Here is a 17,800-nt window from a genome sequence, read left to right on the forward strand (position 1 = left end):
CAACATCGGTGCGGTTAGGAAACCGCACCTACGGGACTTTAGAGCGGGGTCTATCAGATAAATAGGTCACCAATCCTGCACTGAAACCCTTCAATAACGTTGCCGCCATCAAGGATGTCGTCTCCATGCAGAATGGTGATGTCTTCAGGGGACCGGTACACTTCTACAGTTTCTCGACGCGGATTCACAACCCACACCATCGCACACCCGGCATTTAACCATTCGTCTACCTTTTCTGCGACTTCAGTGTAGGTATCGCCTGGAGAGATGACTTCAACCGCAAGATCGGGTGCTCCTTCCCAATAGCCCTTTGAAATACCCCGTTCATCAATTATGGCTTGGCGAACAAACGCAGCATCTGGCGCACGCACAGTGTCTGGATTTTGGGCAATCTTAAATCCCGTTTCAGCACCACAAACGTAGCCTAATTTATGCTTTTCAACGTGCGCGTCAAGATGTCTTCCAATTTTAGCCGCTCGGATCCCGTGTTCAAATCCAGCAGGTGGCATTCTACGTATGACCCCTTTCACCAATTCATACCGATACCCATCATCAGGTTGTTTCCACAGATCCTCAGCTGTTAAAAGTGTGTGTTGCGCTGATGGCAATTTGGGTCTTGGTTGATTCTGTTGTGTTTCTGCCATTTTGTCTTCCTTATTTTGTCGTTCTGAAGTCAACAAGGTTGGTATTCATCGGTTTCTGTGTCAAACAATTTTAGTCCATTTGACATTGCTTTGGCAAGCGAAAAATTCACTGAAACCGCTCAAGTATCAGCACTTACCAAAGCATAGACCTACATATCTTCTGATATCGCGCTATAATAGATCGCATTGAAGAGCAACTTAAAAGTGCCATAAGACTGACCGCGATGCTGCGGTTTAAAACCGAACAGGATCACGCGTCCGTTGCCCAATAGTGTTTCCAAAAGTGCTACCTTCTGACGAATCCGTTTTTCACCTTCAAGCCACCCACTCATCAATGGATTGAATTCGGGGTACGTCGCCACGGCTTCTGAATCGCCGCGAACACCGTCAAAAACAGGTCCCGATTTAAAAAAGATTGCCATCTCGCTGTCTAATCCGTATCCAATCGGATGCCTTGTGTCTATCCGAACGCGCAGTAATGAACCCGGGCAGAAAAACGCGTCTTCGTTCGGCTGATTATTTTTCTCTACGACATTAACGATACCCTTTTCACCAAGTCCAAAGTATTTCAAAGGCAGTTCCGTCGCACGATTCAAACAAATAAGCGTCCCGCCGTCGGCCACGAACGTCCGCAAATTCGCCAACCCTTCAGTCCCGATGCCACCGGTATATTCCGGTGGTAATTTTCCAGCTGAATGTCCATTGAGAATACCCGAAGCACCCAGATCCGGCAAAATGATAGCATCGTACCGCCTTGCCAAATTACCCGCTCGGATTTCTGCATTCGTGAGACTATTGTAGTTGAACCCGTGTGTATCCAAAACCCAGCGCGTCCACCCTTCGTCCATGTTCGCTGTCCACGGTTTGTAGAGACCAAGGCGCGGCGCGTCCACTCTGGAAAATATACGACCGAGATTTTCTTCGTCAATAGATGCATCGGCGTGGATGTGGATGCCGTATTCCGATGCGAGTGCATTCAACTCCGCAATTTGCTGTAGTGGCGGTTCCACTGTCTTGATCAGGATAGCCCCGCGAGGCAGCGTTTTGCCAGCAAGTTCTACATCCCGTCGCGCCGAATAAAGTTTATATTTAGGACTGTCGTCGCCGAATCTCGCGTTGAACAGATGGTTGAGGAAAAGTGCCTCAGCGTTCGTTCGATTTTCAAATAGGTAACTTGTCGGTTCAGGTGTACCATCCAACGTGCCTTCCATCGTTGGAAGCATCGGCAGCTGTGCTAAATCCGCCTCGAACGGATGCACAACCGCGATCGTCCGCACCCCCATCTGTAATGGTAGCGTCCAACCTGCAATATCATAAGGTCGTTCGGGCGGTGATTCGGGGGATGGACGGCGTTCTGGATAGCGTTGCACCTCAAGCAGATCCTTCGCATGTGCCCGAAACGGTTGAGACATCAACACAACGTATGTATCCGCGGGATATTCTACACCGTCAGCGGTAAACGGGGCGTTTGCCTGATGAATCTGTACGCCGCCGCGTTTCAGAATATCCAACATCTTGAGTGCTGTGTGAATGTCGCGTTGTTCAGTCGGGATGAGGAACGCCCGCGGGGGTTCATCCTGCCCTTTTGCGATTGCATTGAGTCCCATCTTATAAAAGTTTGTTTTCAGCGTTACCCGATGCTCGGCGACGAAATTGAGGATTGAGAATGCCGCCGCCTTCTCGTAGTCGACAATATTGCGCAATCGCCACCAGCCACCGGGCCACGGTTCTGGGAAATTCGTGCGAAGTGCATATTGATCAAGTCCTCGCCGGTAGCCTTTTAAGGTGTGATGGGGTTGGAAAATCGGTGTTGCGATTTCCACTCGCGCCGCTTCCGTCAAGATGCCTACCATGTTATGGCGATACGGTACTGTCCGAAATCCGCCGTGCCACCATGTATCATAGACGGCGCTTGAAAGTACGCCTGTGAACCCGTCGCTCGTCAAGTCAAAGGCGAGTTGTGCACCAATGAGCGAAAGCGTCCGCTGTAGAAGCGGCGGGATATTTGGATTAACCGGCTCAAAATAGGGTGGTATCACAAATCGAGGACCGCGATAACTCATCTCATGCACATCGTAAACGACTTCAGGAAACCATTCTTCATAAAGCACTCGTGTCAGCAGCTGTGTTTCTATCTGTGTCAACATAAACCAGTCGCGGTTGTTATCGTGTCCTGTATATTTATGATATAACCACGGGATTTCCGACCCTTCGTGTGGCGTGCCGACGGTGCGGTTATACCAATCCACTACGATGTTTAACCCGTCGGGATTTGCGGAAGGGATGAGCAGAATTATCACATTTTCAAGGATCTCTTTGATTCGCGGGGTCTCGGCTGTTGCGAATTGATGTGCAAGCTCCATTGACATCTGCGAGGAGGCGATCTCTGTGGAATGGAGGTTGCAATTAATCAGTACAACTGCTTTACCTTCTTGCGCGAGTGCGTCGAGTTCGACACTACGTTTGGTCGGAATCGCTAATTCTCTCTGAATCTGCTGATAACGCGCCAAGTTCTCCAAGTTTTCCGGTGTGGAAATCAGCAGCATCAGAAGAGCATTGCCCTCGGTTGTTTTTCCGAGTTCTTCCACCAAAACCCGATCTGAATTTGCTGCGACATGGCGCATGTAATCGGAAACAGTTTTCCAACCTGCCACTTGATAATCCGAACCGACCTGAAATCCGAGGACCTCTTCTGGTGCCATCAGCTGCGCGGATGTTGGTCCTTGTAGCAAAACCGTGCAAATGAGCAACACACCGAGTATATTCCATAACTTTGTCGCTCTAATTTCCTGAAAATCTGCTTTCCGTTGGCGAGATAGCGATACAGAATTGACACAATGAGAACGAAAAAAAATCATGAGAAAATTCCTTCCTATAGGCGCGAGTTACAGAGTTTTTTTAATCTTTAGTATAATCAAAACTCGCGCGCATGTCAACCTTATTCAATTAATTGGCAACGGACTGCTGATCACTGACAACCTATAATCGCTGATTGACCGCTGCTGTAGAAATCGAAATCTACACTTGACTTTTTTAGGATTTTGTGGTATTGTTATAGGGGAATATTTCAAAGCCACAATTTAACCTGACGCGCAGTTACACGTGTGGATTAAAAAGCGCAATTCATATTCAGAGTATCCATACTACAAAAATCAGGAGGAGAGCAGATCACAATGAAAAGGTTTGTAATTATTCCGATCGTTGTTCTGTTGCTCGCGAGTTTAGGGTGTGAAACAAAACAGAAGGGACCGAGCAACTTAACAGTAGGCAAAAGTAAATTGATTGACAGCGGGAACGCCTTAGAAGCTGTTATACATCTCGAAAAGGCAGAAGAGGAAGAGGTCAATAAACTCGAACCTCGCTCGCTACTTCTTATCGCTTATTCATACGGACTTTCCACTGGGGATGCCAATGCGGGTGGTGATGAAGCCAAGTTCAAAAATCAACGGGAGCAACGGATTGAACAATTGACAGAGGCTGAGATGAAACACATCCTGCAGGTACTCAGTAAACCTTCACAGGTACGGAAAGCAGGCTTACAAGCACTCGTCGACAAGGGACATGACGCAGGTGTCTTAATTCTCGACAGTCTTGCCAAGGGGAGGTATCCCTCACTTCACGCCGATTTTACACAGATGTTGGTTGATATGGGACCTATTGGATTAGACCTCACTTTGGCCAGACTGACTGATGAGACGACCTCATCCGCTCTCAAAGGTAAATTGGTTCAGGTATTGGCTGGCATCGGCGACGCGAAAGCTGTGGACGCATTAAAATCCGTTCAGTCGGAAACAACCACGGCGCCTGGACTCAGGATGGAAATTAACACCACGCTCTATCAGCTCGGGGAGGAATCCTATAAAAGAGACATCATCGCTGGTATCAGTCATAGTGATGTTGCGGTGCGCCGTGCCGCCGCGAAAGCGATGGTAAATATCAAGGGGATATCGCCGAAAACGCTCATCGCAGGGTTAAAAGACGAGGACTCCGAAGTTGTCACATCGCTTGTAGAGGCACTCGCAGTCCATAGGGATGCAGCTGCTACCGATGAACTTATGAATATCATCACTGGTGAATTGAACAAAGACCCGAAGCAGGCAGCGATTAATACGCTTGACGTTTATGGGCAGAACAAACTCGCCAGAGGTCTTGCAAAACGCGCCACTATGTTACTTATTGGCGGAACGGTTAGCGATCCAGACAACCGCTATTATCTCGTGCAGCTGCTACGGAGAGAGCCGTTTAAAAAACAGATTAAAGCCTTAAAGACGATCGAAGATCTTGGGTCCAAGCTTCATGAGTACCACGACAAGAAGGAGCAAGAGGATCTCGTCAGAATTCCACTTGCCCAACTCCTTAATGAAGTTCAGTGATCTAAATTCGCCTTGTTATAGGATGGCATCTTCCGTAGAAGGGCGTTCTGTTTTCCGTTTGCCGCGCGTGTTATATAAATTAAATTCGGTATTTGGGAGTCGGTTTCCACAGCAGCATGAACTGTGATTCGGTAGGAAAATTGAACCGCTTTGTGAGTTGTGCCTTAAATTGTTGACATAAAAGTGTATTTATTTTAGAATATTCCTTACATCAGTACTTATCCCGATCTGTAACGACTATTCGGTAGATGTGCAAATATAAACGCGATATGGAGAACCTGCAAGTTTTATCCTAAATTTGATGCCACAAGCCCAACGAAAGGGTATTCGGTTGGCTCTTTTTTATCTGCTTATAGGTTGAGCAGTTGAATAATGCGCGCCCTTCATTATCTTCATGACGCATGGACGCGATACGCATCACGGACGGGTGAGTCTAATTGAGATTTCAGGAGGAAAAGAAAAACGGAACATGAAGAAAACTTTGATGATATTACTGCTTATAGGGGTTGTGAGCATCGGTTGTCAGGAACAGGTCATCACCCAGCTTGAAGTCGGCAGGAGTAAGTTATTAGACGCAGGGCTCACGCTGGAAGCCGTTGGGCACCTTGAACGTGCGGAACAGGAGGAGCAAAACAAGGTTGAACCGCGTGCACTCTTGGTTATTGCCTACAGTAACGCGCTTTCATCCGGTGCTGCGAGGGTCCACAAAGTGGATGCCAGGTACAAAACTGAGCGGGACCGACGCATTGGTGAATTGGGTGAATATGAGATGAAGAAGATCCTGCAAATCCTTGATGAACGCCATAGGATACAGAAGGATGCTATACAAATCCTTGTTGATAAGGGCGCACCCGCCGTACCTTTCATTTTGGAAGACCTTATTAAAAACCGGTATCGCCATGTCCACGGCGACTTCATTCATATCTTGCAGGAAATCGGCAGTCCAGGTATTAACGACATCCTGGCGGCAGCTGGTGATAGCAACACACCATCTGCTGTGAAGATTCAACTCGTCCGTATCGTAGGAGATATAGGGGACGCATCCGCCAGCGCGGGATTAAAAACACTCCAAAATTCAACTACGAATGAAGGGTTGAAGATGGAAATTAACACCGCACTCTATCTGCTTGGCGATGAAGGCTCCGAACAAAAAATCATCGAGGGATTGACTGATAGTAACGTGGATGTCCGACGGGCCGCCGCCAAATCTATGATATTCCTCAAAGAACACCCCACGACTAAGATGATTGATGCACTTGAAGATTCTGATAATGCCGTACGTACAGATATTGCTATAGCATTGCGGGAATATCCTGACGCAGGTGCCGTTAACAATCTCGTCGCAATTCTGACCAATGGCTCAGGTCCCGATACTAAACAAGCCGCTATTGACACCTTGAACCACTATGCAGAAAAAGGACTTGCTGATGGCTTGGCTGCACGTTTGATCCAATTATTAACGGATACCGAAATCATCGACCACGAAGATAGGCTTCGCATCGTGCAACTGCTTAAGAAACCTACCCTAATTAAGCAGGTTGAAGAGGCGGACCAGTACGACAATCTACCGCATAAGATTTATCTGTTCTACGAGGAGAAGGAAACCAACGATATGGTGAGGGACGAACTCAATCAACTGCTCCTTGTCCTTGAAGAATAGGTAACTGGGATGTAAAATTGGCGAGTGCCGAAGTGTCCAACGCTGGTGAGTGATTGTGTACAGTCAAATGCTAAAACTCTCTGACCGAATAGTGGAAGGTGATTAACGGCTATGCAGAATTATCCCGTCGACATCAAGATTATCAAAATTGAGCAGGTTACCGTCGAGATTGACCAACCCGCAATCGGTTGCAACTCTGGTGCGAAAGAGATAAAACAGCCCGGCCCGAATGGAAAGTGGCATGAGCGCCTTATCCGTATCTATACCAACGATGGGACGCTCGGATGGGGGGTTGGCAATTGGGCAGCAGCGTCCGCTAAAGATGCCGAAGCCGTACTTAATCGAAATCCGTTTGACCTCTTGAACCCTGAAGATGGGGTTGTTGAAGAATTTCGCGGGCTTGAAAATGCACTCTGGGATATTATCGGCAAAATTCTCGATAAACCTGCCTATCAACTCATGGGCAGTGATGTTAATTCAAATGGATTACCTGCTTACGACAGCACTATCTACTTCAACGATCTCCTCTACGAGACCAAAGCCGAAGGTCTCAAACGGATTGAAGACGATGTTAAGAGCAGCCTCGCTAACGGGTTTACCGCATGCAAGATGAAAATCGGGCGGGGTAACCACCTCATGGAACGTTCAGCGGGTTTACAACGCGATATTGAGCTTGTCCAACTTGCACGTAGCACAGCAGGTGAAGATTTCAATATCCTCGTCGATGCAAACAACGCATATACCTATGACGAGGTCATTACCTTCCTCAATGAAACCAGCAATTGCGATGTCTTTTGGATCGAGGAGATGTTTGAAGAAGACGTTGAATTGTACCGCAACCTGAAAGCCTTCATCCAAGACAAGGGATTGAAAACCTTCATTGCCGATGGCGAAACCCGAACGCGTGAACCGCTTGAATTCTATGATCCGTTCTTTGAAGCGGGTGTTATTGATGTCATCCAGCACGATATGAAGGGACTCGGCGTTACTGGATGGCGGCGACTTGCGGATATGGCAGCTGCGCACGATGTCCAATGTGCACCGCATAACTGGGGTTCTCTGCTCGGTTTCTTCCTCAGTCTCCAATTCGCAAAAACCATCCCCCATTTCCTCTATGGCGAAGTCGCAACCCTCACCAGCGATGTAATTGATACCTCTGGCTACACCTTCACCGGTGGCACGTTCACAGTCCCGGATACTCCTGGACTCGGACTGGAACTCAATGAAGATGTCTACGATGACCGCTACGCCGGAAAGGAAGATTGGCAGATCTCCTAACGCTTAACTGTTCCAATTAAAGTCGGTGCGGTTTCCTAGAAGAAACACCCCAGCAAAAACACCGCACCATAGGTGTCAATTTTTAGATTGAAAATTTCCTGATCAACGCGCCAGGCTTCCTCTCGATTTTGCTTCGGCATCCTCCACCTCCATTTTTTCATGTTCTGCAAGCATTCCGGTCAAAAATTCGTCTTTAACGTCTAAGGGTATCATGCCAGCGCAAGTGGATATGATCCTTGTTATGTATTACGATTTGAAATGCGGGACGTGGACAACGTTTTCCTGAGGATATTGACGACGAGGTTGTTATTGCAAACGACCCCATCGGAATGGAGGCTTTGTTATGTTAATTACTCTAATTCAGAAAGAGATGATGCATCATCTGCTGAGTGCTCGGTTTATAGCATTGCTTCTGATGTGTGTATTGCTCATCCCACTCAACTTCCATATCAATTACCATCGTTATCTCCAACGCCAAGTTGACTATCAAGAAACCGTCAAAGACGAAAACAATAAGGACCCAGCGGAGCAGCCCTGGCTACGGAAACAGCGAATAGATCCGAATCTTGAAGTTTCCAAATTGATTCTGAAGCCGACACCTTTAAGCGTGTTTGGGATGGGCTTAGAAGCTGCGCTACCGAGTTATCTCGGTATGACGCGCAACGGCATACAGCGCGGGGAAGCGGCGCTGTCTACCGCGCCAATCGCCTTTCTTTTAGGGCATCTTGATTTTGTGTTCGTTGTGAGTGCCGTCTTTAGTCTGCTCGCGCTCTTGTTTACCTTTGATGCCGTTACGGGAGAAAGAGAAGCAGGCACACTTCGGATAACCCTCGCCAACGCCCTTCCGCGCGATATCTTTTTGTGGAGCAAACTCATCGGTGGATATCTTGTGTTCATCGTTCCGTTCTTAGTTTCATTAATCATCGGCTTACTCGTGTTGGTCTGGCAAGGGTTTCCATTGGCTGAACCGGACATCTTTCCGCGTGTGCTCTACCTCATGGGCATCTCGCTGCTCTATATTGCGGTCTTTTTTGCAATCGGTGCTGTGATCTCGATTTATTTTGACAGTTCCAAGACTGCACTCATTGTCGCCTTTACCGTTTGGGTGTTCGCTGTTCTGATCTTACCACGAGTTGGGTTTCTTGCAGCACAAACCCTCGCACCGACTTCAACAGCGGAGAGCGTCTATAGGGAAAAGACAGCGGGGCGAGCAGAATTGCATGCCACTCTCGAAACGGAAAGAAACAAAATCATGGGTAAAATGGTACAGGAATCTAAGCAGGGAGAGGCAACGACCGGCTTCTTTAGATTAGATGAAGCGTTTGTCGCCAAAATGAATGCGAAGATGCTCCCGCTTGAAGAGACGGCGCGGTTAAAATACCGAGACCTCGCAACAGAACTCGACAGGCGTTATGAACAAGAAAGAAAATGGCAGGATAAAATCGGCATAAACTTTTCCCGGATCACGCCGACAGCCTCCTTCATTTTTCTGGCAACGGATGCCACACAAACCGGTCAGGTCAAAAGAAATACGTATTTTCAAACGGGCACTCGCTATTATGAGGTGCTGGATGCAGAAATGTTCAGCAAAATGTCAGACGCTGCTCTCATCGAAACAGCAGAAATCCCGTCCCCGCCGGCTCCGCCGCCGCTGACGGCATTGACTTTGGGAGAGATGCTCCAGCACGCTGCTCTGGATTTACTATTGCTCTGCTTTTTCACAGGTGGGTTCACAAGTATAGCGTTCCTAAAATTCTTCAGGTCGGATATTTGAGAGGAGTATCCCGATGGAAAAAGATGACGTTCAACTTATTCATGATATTTTAGCGGGCGACCACACCGCATTTACCACATTGGTTGAAAAATACCAAAAAAGCGTTCACGCCTTGGCGTGGCAGAAGATCGGTGATTTTCACCATGCTCAAGAGATCACACAAGACACCTTCCTCCAAGCATATCAGAACCTTTCTACACTCAGGAATCCTAATGTTTTTGCGGGATGGCTCTATGTGATCGCCAATCGGCTTTGCATTGATTGGCTACGAAAGCAAAAACCTGAGATGCAATCCTTGGAGGACCCACGTATAGAAAATATTGTAGAGAAACTCTCTTATACGCGTTATATGTCGGAACAGCGGGAAACAGAAACTGCTGAGCATTATTATGAAATTGTTAAACAACTCCTCGAAAGACTTCCGGAAAAGGAACGCACCGTCGTCACGCTCCACTACCTTGATGAAATGACGACTAAAGAGATTGGCAACTTTTTGGGGGTATCGGTGAACACAATTCATAGTTGGCTCTACCGGGCACGTGAACGCTTACGCGAACACTTACAAGGAGAAGAATTTCACATGACACAAGAAGGTAAAAGCGAACTGGATCAATCGACTGAAGAATTAATTCTAAAAGAATTTGTGCCTAAGATGCTCGGCACCATAGAAACAAAGATTCACGCCGAACTTCAAGGGCAACTCGGAAAAAGTATTCCCGATACACAAATGCTCGAACAAGTGTTGGAAAAGATGATGGGTGATATTAAGGAAAAAATACTGGCACAACTCGGAAAAGAATTCCCAAAGATAAAGATGTAAGAGAGACAGGGGATACTGAGCTAATTGTCGGTGTTGATGTCGCCGTTTGGACAAAAAACGAAAACTAAATAGCCCTGGAAGTGCCTCCAGGGTGATTTAGTTCTCCCTTTTGTAGCGCAAACTTTCCAGTTTGCGACCCATACACGCACAAACTAAAAGTTTATGCTACAAGGGTTCCCGTGTCTGGGCGACAAAGGTTCGTGCTGAAAATGGGGGCCATACGCGAAAACTAAATCGTCCTGGAAGTGCCCCAAATTTTGCCTGACAAATCGGCTATTATGTGGTATAATTAAGTAAAATTGGTAAGCGTGTTTACGCCAGATTTCTAACTTAACTGAGTAGTCCTATGAAAAAAATTCTCGTTGCAATGAGCGGAGGTGTAGACAGCTCCGTCACTGCTGCCATGATGGTTGACGCAGGCTATGATGTCACAGGCATCACCATGCGCCTCGGCGCGCCTGATACTATTGAGGTAGACCCAGAGCGTCCGAACTGCTGTTCGCTTGAAGGCATTGAGGATGCACGCCGCGTCGCCACGCAACTCGGTATCCCTTTCTACGGCGTGAATTACGAGGACGCTTTCCGCGAGCAGATTATTGACTACTTTGTGGAAGAATACCTCGTCGGCAGAACCCCCAGCCCTTGTATGGTATGTAACCGAGAACTCAAGTTTGGTAGACTGCTTGATCTCGCCAAAACATTGGCGTGCGATGCCATCGCCACTGGACATTATGCTCGCGTTGAGCAGGATCCAGAAACTGGACGCTACCTCTTACGCAAAGCACTTGATGTGAGCAAAGATCAGTCGTATTTCCTCGCCGCGCTGACGCAGGAACAGTTGCAATGTGCGATGATGCCGCTCGGTGAATACACGAAATCCGAAGTACGAGACCTTGCCCGAAAGTACCAATTGCGCACCGCTGAAAAAATCGAGAGCCAAGAACTCTGCTTTGTCGCTGACACTAATTATAGACGTTTCCTCCAACATAGAGTCCCTGAGAAAATTGAGGGCGGCGATATTGTGGATGGGAAAGGCAATGTTCTTGGTAAACATGATGGTGTCGCGTTTTATACCGTCGGACAGCGGCGAGGGTTAGGTATAGCCGTCGGCAAACCCCTCTATGTGACACAGCTCAATGCAACAGAAAATACCGTTGTTGTCGGTGACTCCGATGCCCTCCTTGAGGACACGATGCACGTTGAGCGTATCAACCTTATTGCCATTGAGAAGTTAACGGAACCGATCCGTGCGCACGTCAAAATCCGATCCCGTGATGACGGCGGTCCAGCGACCATCACGCCTATCAGCGATACCGAGGCGGTCGTGAAATTTGACGAACCACGCCGTGCTATCACCCCCGGACAAGCCACTGTCTTTTACAATGGCGAATACGTCCTCGGCGGTGGTTGGATTGTGGACCCTCGCGACACCACTGTGGAACGGTAACCCGAATACGGATTCCCAAATGCAAACTACATTTACACCCGAAAACTTCAGAAAGGCGTTTAAACCGTATCTGGTAAGATGGGGTGTTGTTTACACAATTTTAATTTCCCTCGTAATTATCATTACTGTCTGTATTATCATACCCAATTGGGGATTCTCACAGTGGCTTGTCTCCCTGTTTATGGACGCAGGTGCTATGTTTGATGGTAGAACGATAAGTTATAGTATATTTGCCATAGGGGTAAACCTCGCTAATATTATCGGTGTCGGTATGAATGTGGCTGGCGTTTTTGTTATTGGCATTAACGTTTGTGGGATTGTTGCCATCGGTGGAAATGCGGTTGGCATTATCGCCATTGGCGGAAATGCATTTGGCGTTGTTGCTGTTGGTTACAATGCATTTGGTATCTATGTACTCTCTTATTCACAGAGAAGCAGGGGCAAATACCTGTTCGCACCGCATCGACAGGACCCCAAAGCTGTTGCCTTCTTTACACGTTGGTTCCCCAAGTTGGGAGCGGTAGCATCCTGAAAATGAAAGCCGGACTCCTCTGCCTCCTCGGTCCCACAGCAGTCGGCAAAACAGAGATAGCCATTCAACTTGCACAACGCCTTAACGCCGAAATCGTTTCTGTCGATTCCCGACAAATCTATCGGCAGATGGACATCGGCACTGCCAAACCTACCCCTGAAGAACGGCAGACGGCACCGCATCATCTGATAGACTGTGTGGACGTTTCCCAACCCTTCTCCGTTGCAGACTATCAATCCCTTGCAGACACAGCGATCGCCGACATCCAAAATAGAGGGAAACGAGTGCTGCTCGTCGGTGGTGCAGGGCTCTACTTTCGTGCAGTTGTTGACGGTTTGTTTGAAGGCCCCGATGCTGATATTGCCCTTCGAGAACGACTTGAGCAAGAGGCAGCACAACGCGGAGTTGATGTCCTCCACGGAAGACTCCGTGCATGCGATCCAGCGTCTGCGGAACGGATTCATCCGAATAACGTCGTCCGTGTTATCCGTGCCTTGGAAGTCTATGAATTGACAGGCACGCCTATGTCTGAACACCAGCAACAGTGGGATCAAGGGAGCCAGCGGTATCCGTTTATCGCCTTCTGCCTGACGATGCCGCGCGCGCTGCTCTATCAGCGTATCGGACAACGCGTGGACGTGATGCTTGCGAATGGATTGATTGCCGAAGTGGAATCTCTGTTAGCAGCGGGTTATGCGCGTGATACCCTCGCGCTCCGAAGTTTTGGTTACAGAGAGTTAATCGCGTATCTTGATGGAGAATGTACATATCTGGAAGCGGTCGAGCAGTTGAAGCAGAACACCCGTCGCTTCGCCAAACGGCAGTTAACGTGGTTCCGTAAGGATACCCGTCTTGAGTGGGTGGATCGAAACTCGAAACCAGATATTGTCGCGTACCTGTTAGAGAAAATTGGGGGTATAGAGTAGGTTACGGTTATTGGTTATTGATGTATTGGAGACTAAATTCTCTGTTGATTTCATCAGCCGTGTGACAATTCGGAGTTATGTGATTCCTGTGATGCAGGAAGCACCTTCAAGGGTTTAAAATGCTTCCGAGATGCAGTAAAAAGAGTTTTCAATCAATACCGTGTTCCTTGCAATAGTCACGGATGATCGGTAAGAAATCATCAGCGTATTTTTCAATTTTCGCGGGACCAATACCACGAATCTGCCCGAACGCTTCTCGCGTTCGTGGGAAATGGGTGACCATTTCTTTTAAGATCTTGTCAGAAAAAATACGGAATGCCCTTACCTCTTCTTTATCTGCCACAGTTTTGCGTTTATCGCGAAGTTGCTCGAAAAGTTCTAGAGCGTGTGCGTTCAGTTCTGTAGAGGTTGGTGGATCAGTATTCAATGCTTCAGTTGAGCGCGCTACCGGCTTCGTTTCATGTTCCTTACAATAGGCACGAATAATAGGCAAAAAGACCTTACCGTATTTTTCGGTTTTTGCGGGGCCTACACTTGGCATCACTTTGAACGATTCCTCAGATGTCGGAAAGTAGGTCGTCATTGCTTGCAGTGCTTTATCGTGAAAAACCGCATTAGGGTGTACACCTTCCGCGTCAGCGATTCTGTCTCGTTCGGTCTGGAGCAATTTGAAGAGTTCGGGATCGTATTCAGTCAGCACTTCAGATGTGAGGTGGTGTACCGATTCTACCGAAAACCCCCAAAACTGATCGCCTCCATTCAGTACTCCCCATCCATGCTGAGTCACACGGAGGCTGCCGTGTTGGGTATCTCGTGCTAATAATTCTTGTTGGAGGAATTGATGAGACAAATATCTCCACTGCGTCTTGCTATATTCCATACCGATGCCATACGTAGAGAGTTCATTGTGTCTGTTCTCAAGAATCTTTTTCCGCTTTGACTCCCGTAATATATCAATGATATACGCTTCCCCGAATAGTTCTTCTGTCCGGACGACACACGAGAGAAATTTTTGTGCGGGTACCGTCAAGTCAACTCGCTCTATTTCTGATTTACGGCAGTTGTCACACATCCCACAATTCTCCTGATCGTATTCCTCTCCAAAATAAGCTAGCAACACTTTTCGACGACACGCTATTGAGGTTGCCCACGAAACCAGGGTGTGTGATCGTTCTTGTCGTCCGCGTTTTTCGGATTCTGCACCTTGATCAATGAAATGATTAATAGTGTCAACATCACCGTAACTAAATAGCAAGAGACACTCCGCTGGAAGTCCATCGCGACCACTACGTCCGATCTCTTGATAGTAAGATTCAGGTTCCTTCGGCAATCCAGCGTGTAGCACAAAACGCACGTCCGCCTTATCGATTCCCATACCGAAGGCGATTGTGGCGACTATCACTTGGATTTCGCCATTAATGAAAGCCTCCTGATTCTGTTTCCGAGTTGTATTATCAAGGTCTGCGTGATACGGACGGACTGGGGTACGTCTGGCAGTTAAATGACGACAGAGCGATTCAACCTGCTTCTTGGTTTGACAATAGATAATGCCAGATTCACCGCGATGCGTATTAAGAAACGCGAGTGTCTGTTCCAGTAATTCAACTTTCGGTTCAACAGCGATAAATAGATTTTCTCGGTCAAAACTGCCTATGAACTCATTTCCGTCGTCAAACTTGAGTAATTTCTTGATGTCGTTTTGAACCCGCGGGGTTGCAGTAGCTGTTAGGGCAACGCAAACGGCGTTTTTGAATCGTTCGCGAATGGAAACCAACTGTCGGTATTCCTGCCGAAAGTCGTGTCCCCATTCTGAAATGCAATGTGCTTCATCAATCGCAAGGCAGGCAACATCTGAATCATCAAGCATAACAAGTATTTCAGGGCGAACGAGCGTTTCAGGAGCAAGGTAAAGTAGCTTGATTTCACCTTGTCTTACCTGTTGCATCGTGGCGACGTATTCTGTGTTCCCAACAGTATGGTTGAGAAACGCTGCACGGATACCACGATTTTGTAGTTGCATTACCTGATCCTGCATGAGTGAAATTAGTGGCGAAATAACAACGGTTACACCATCAAACATGAGGGCAGGTAATTGATAACAGAGTGATTTTCCACCACCTGTGGGTAGGACAATCAACGCATTCTGCCGTTTTAGGATGTGGTTGATGATGGTTTCCTGAAATGGCCGAAACTGTTCATGCCCAAAAATGTTTGTGAGGATCTCTAACGGGGTTTGCTTCGGGGTTGGGAGTGACGGCTGTTCCTGCTCTCCGGGCTGTTCTAGTTCTCCTTGTTCTATTTCTTGAGAAAACCAGCCAGATATCTGGACATAGTGTCGTTCTTCAGCGTCGGGCTGATCTTTGGGTCTCCACCGATGTGCCAGAGACACGCGCAGGAGCATGCCCGCTGGAATTGTCTCAAGCGGTTCTTGAAAACCGACAAAGGTGAGCGTGCATCCGCCATTTTCGGTGGGGTAGCGATATCGTATTCGCCTTCCTTCTGTATCACGGGTAAGCGGTTGATCTGGCCTCCAAAACATAGTGCTGTAAGAGGGGATATCACCATCCACAGCGATGTAGAGCGAACCACTACTTGTGCTTTTCAATAAACCTTCATAGAGTTCACGCGGATGTCCTGTTTGCGGCGGCATCAGGAGTTCGATAGCACTCACCAAGCTTTTTGTATCTTTTGTTACGTGGAGACGGTGTTTTTCACGAACGATAGTGTTTTCGTTATGCGGTGGAATAAGTGCAGGTTCTGGGACGGGTTCGGCAGTTATTTCCCAAATATCGCCAACGTTATATTCATTGTTCGCGCCATCGTGGGGATCGGCGTTATACGGAATGAGCCGCACGCTTTTTCCTGTCTCTGTAATTGCGCCAATACACGCCCCTTTGTTCATTCGGGTTTTCGCAACAATTAAGACTCTCACGGTAGAATATCCTCGACCTCCAGATTAAATGTTTTCGCCAGTTTATCGGCTACCAAGGAACGGTGGCACGCCTCCGGTGCAGTTTCCACACAAAAAAGCGCGACAACTTTCGCGTCCGGTCCCAATTCGTCAAGCAGATTTTGTGGTTCAAACGCATCAAGGCATTCGATATGGTAGGCTTCAATAAACGCTTCTCCAAGTTCAGTCCGTTTGCGTTTAGCCGTTTTTGTGGCTTTATCGGCTGCTGCCTGTTTGTCTCGAACAGTTTGTGTTGGCGCGATATCTTTGCGATAGATATATCGGATGCCGAGTTCTGCAAGGCGTGCTTGCAAACGTTTGCTATTGGCAAATGCGTAAGTCGCACCGCGGACACCCCGCCGACTACGGATATCGCAGAAAGTATCAACACCTGCTTGGCATAAGGCATTAAAAAAAACGGCTTCGTCAAAGCCGTATACACCGATGGTGACAATTTTGATTTTCTTCATAGTGGATTAAGTTACGAGTATTTTTTTCGAGAGTGGAACGTATCTTCACCAAACATTGACAATTGCCCACCTGTCAGACGCTCAACGACTTTTTCTTGTGTCACTGGCGCGCCGTTTTCGTCGATATGAATGACTGGTATATTCTGCCTTGTGAGTGTCACACCGATAAGTTTACATCGGTGACATTCTTCCGGCTTCCCTTCACTGCACATCAGCACGACGCTTTGTTGTTGCACGAAAGCGGTGTGCAGGCGTTCAATCCCGCTCTGGTAAAACGCCGTGGCTTTGACTTTTTCGTAGTCAACTTTCCCATTGATGTAACACGCTTCGTCGTCCGGTCTGCCGCCGAGAGTATCTCCCATGAACACGTAGCGGATACCGTGTCGTTCGAGTTCATTCGCGAGCGGTGCTTTGGAGAATTCCGGCTTATAGCGAGAATAGGGTGCCGAGCGGACATCAATAAGGTAGTTGATCTCATGCTGGTGTAGCACTTCAATGAGTTCCATTATTGATCGGCTGCCATAGCCGATTGTGTAAATTGGAATGGCGGTAGGTGATTTTTCCATAATAGGTAAATGATACCACATAATTCCACCAAAAAGCAACCGAATTCTGTTCCATCTATGTCCTCCTTTGCTGGTGAAGTTTCTAATCTCTCCTACTGATAACTGACAACTATCAAAATATCCTTGCCATCTCTATGTAGGATTTGCTATATTATAGTAAATCCTATAGTTAATTGGGCACCCTCAAACAGTCTGAATACCTATAACAGGCATTCAGACTGGCACAAACTAACAGTTTTGCGGCGTACTCGCCCAGATGCGACGTGCATCATGCTACAAAGATGTTCATTTATTTGTGGGCTTCACTATAACTTACACGAGAAATAAGTGTTCAGAATGTAAGCTCCTGCAAACTCATAT

The 17,800-nt window shown here is 47.5% G+C and carries 13 protein-coding genes; 8 read left to right on the plus strand and 5 right to left on the minus strand.

Annotated elements, in window-relative coordinates; genetic code table 11:
• Nucleotides 1-53 precede the first annotated feature (53 nt).
• Both OXH00_15605 and OXH00_15610 read right to left on the minus strand, forming a co-directional pair.
• Nucleotides 54-644: a Uma2 family endonuclease gene (locus OXH00_15605; protein MCY3742440.1), complete on the minus strand. Its 591-nt coding sequence runs from the start codon at nucleotides 642-644 to the stop codon at nucleotides 54-56.
• Between the two features lie 149 nt (nucleotides 645-793).
• Complete coding sequence (locus OXH00_15610; GenBank protein ID MCY3742441.1) at nucleotides 794-3,502, minus strand: M14 family metallopeptidase; 2,709 nt, start codon at nucleotides 3,500-3,502, stop codon at nucleotides 794-796.
• 315 nt (nucleotides 3,503-3,817) lie between these two features.
• On the opposite strand from OXH00_15610, the gene OXH00_15615 reads away from it, so the two are divergent.
• The 8 genes from OXH00_15615 to miaA all read left to right on the plus strand — a co-directional run bounded on the left by OXH00_15615 (nucleotide 3,818) and on the right by miaA (nucleotide 13,454).
• Nucleotides 3,818-5,017 (plus strand): hypothetical protein, encoded by a 1,200-nt coding sequence (locus OXH00_15615; protein ID MCY3742442.1) that lies wholly within the window; start codon nucleotides 3,818-3,820, stop codon nucleotides 5,015-5,017.
• Nucleotides 5,018-5,486: 469 nt separating this feature from the next.
• The gene (locus tag OXH00_15620) at nucleotides 5,487-6,677 is read left to right on the plus strand and encodes a HEAT repeat domain-containing protein (protein ID MCY3742443.1); all 1,191 of its coding nucleotides are present in this window, start codon (nucleotides 5,487-5,489) and stop codon (nucleotides 6,675-6,677) included.
• Between the two features lie 111 nt (nucleotides 6,678-6,788).
• Complete coding sequence (locus OXH00_15625) at nucleotides 6,789-7,955, plus strand: mandelate racemase/muconate lactonizing enzyme family protein (protein ID MCY3742444.1); 1,167 nt, start codon at nucleotides 6,789-6,791, stop codon at nucleotides 7,953-7,955.
• A 343-nt stretch (nucleotides 7,956-8,298) separates the two neighbouring features.
• Entirely contained in the window at nucleotides 8,299-9,729 is a 1,431-nt protein-coding gene (locus tag OXH00_15630; GenBank protein MCY3742445.1) for an ABC transporter permease, read from the plus strand.
• A gap of 13 nt (nucleotides 9,730-9,742) precedes the next feature.
• Complete coding sequence (locus OXH00_15635) at nucleotides 9,743-10,549, plus strand: RNA polymerase sigma factor (GenBank protein MCY3742446.1); 807 nt, start codon at nucleotides 9,743-9,745, stop codon at nucleotides 10,547-10,549.
• Between the two features lie 346 nt (nucleotides 10,550-10,895).
• Entirely contained in the window at nucleotides 10,896-11,996 is a 1,101-nt protein-coding gene (gene mnmA, locus OXH00_15640) for a tRNA 2-thiouridine(34) synthase MnmA (GenBank protein ID MCY3742447.1), read from the plus strand.
• Between the two features lie 19 nt (nucleotides 11,997-12,015).
• Nucleotides 12,016-12,528 (plus strand): hypothetical protein, encoded by a 513-nt coding sequence (locus OXH00_15645; GenBank protein ID MCY3742448.1) that lies wholly within the window; start codon nucleotides 12,016-12,018, stop codon nucleotides 12,526-12,528.
• A 2-nt stretch (nucleotides 12,529-12,530) separates the two neighbouring features.
• Complete coding sequence (gene miaA, locus OXH00_15650) at nucleotides 12,531-13,454, plus strand: tRNA (adenosine(37)-N6)-dimethylallyltransferase MiaA (protein ID MCY3742449.1); 924 nt, start codon at nucleotides 12,531-12,533, stop codon at nucleotides 13,452-13,454.
• A gap of 148 nt (nucleotides 13,455-13,602) precedes the next feature.
• Here miaA and recQ read toward each other — a convergent pair whose 3' ends face one another.
• From recQ to OXH00_15665, 3 genes are read right to left on the minus strand one after another with little or no spacing between them, the layout of a single operon-like run.
• The gene (gene recQ, locus OXH00_15655) at nucleotides 13,603-16,386 is read right to left on the minus strand and encodes a DNA helicase RecQ (protein MCY3742450.1); all 2,784 of its coding nucleotides are present in this window, start codon (nucleotides 16,384-16,386) and stop codon (nucleotides 13,603-13,605) included.
• Complete coding sequence (locus OXH00_15660) at nucleotides 16,383-16,874, minus strand: DUF488 domain-containing protein (GenBank protein ID MCY3742451.1); 492 nt, start codon at nucleotides 16,872-16,874, stop codon at nucleotides 16,383-16,385. The genes recQ and OXH00_15660 overlap by 4 nt, the downstream gene beginning before the upstream one ends.
• 11 nt (nucleotides 16,875-16,885) lie before the next feature.
• A complete protein-coding gene (locus tag OXH00_15665) occupies nucleotides 16,886-17,461 on the minus strand; it encodes a DUF488 domain-containing protein (GenBank protein MCY3742452.1) in 576 nt (191 codons plus the stop codon).
• Nucleotides 17,462-17,800: the final 339 nt, after the last annotated feature.

The sequence above is a fragment of the Candidatus Poribacteria bacterium genome (genome assembly GCA_026706025.1).
Taxonomy (GTDB): Bacteria; Poribacteria; WGA-4E; order WGA-4E; family WGA-3G; genus WGA-3G.

Coding starts and splice junctions, on each gene's coding strand:
- OXH00_15615 (MCY3742442.1), top strand. CDS start 3,818: ATGAAAAGGTTTGTAATTATTCCGATCGTTGTTCTGTTGCTCGCGAGT.
- OXH00_15630 (MCY3742445.1), top strand. CDS start 8,299: ATGTTAATTACTCTAATTCAGAAAGAGATGATGCATCATCTGCTGAGT.
- OXH00_15665 (MCY3742452.1), bottom strand. CDS start 17,461: ATGTGGTATCATTTACCTATTATGGAAAAATCACCTACCGCCATTCCA.
- mnmA (MCY3742447.1), top strand. CDS start 10,896: ATGAAAAAAATTCTCGTTGCAATGAGCGGAGGTGTAGACAGCTCCGTC.
- OXH00_15605 (MCY3742440.1), bottom strand. CDS start 644: ATGGCAGAAACACAACAGAATCAACCAAGACCCAAATTGCCATCAGCG.
- OXH00_15610 (MCY3742441.1), bottom strand. CDS start 3,502: ATGATTTTTTTTCGTTCTCATTGTGTCAATTCTGTATCGCTATCTCGC.
- OXH00_15660 (MCY3742451.1), bottom strand. CDS start 16,874: ATGAAGAAAATCAAAATTGTCACCATCGGTGTATACGGCTTTGACGAA.
- OXH00_15620 (MCY3742443.1), top strand. CDS start 5,487: ATGAAGAAAACTTTGATGATATTACTGCTTATAGGGGTTGTGAGCATC.
- OXH00_15645 (MCY3742448.1), top strand. CDS start 12,016: ATGCAAACTACATTTACACCCGAAAACTTCAGAAAGGCGTTTAAACCG.
- OXH00_15625 (MCY3742444.1), top strand. CDS start 6,789: ATGCAGAATTATCCCGTCGACATCAAGATTATCAAAATTGAGCAGGTT.
- miaA (MCY3742449.1), top strand. CDS start 12,531: ATGAAAGCCGGACTCCTCTGCCTCCTCGGTCCCACAGCAGTCGGCAAA.
- OXH00_15635 (MCY3742446.1), top strand. CDS start 9,743: ATGGAAAAAGATGACGTTCAACTTATTCATGATATTTTAGCGGGCGAC.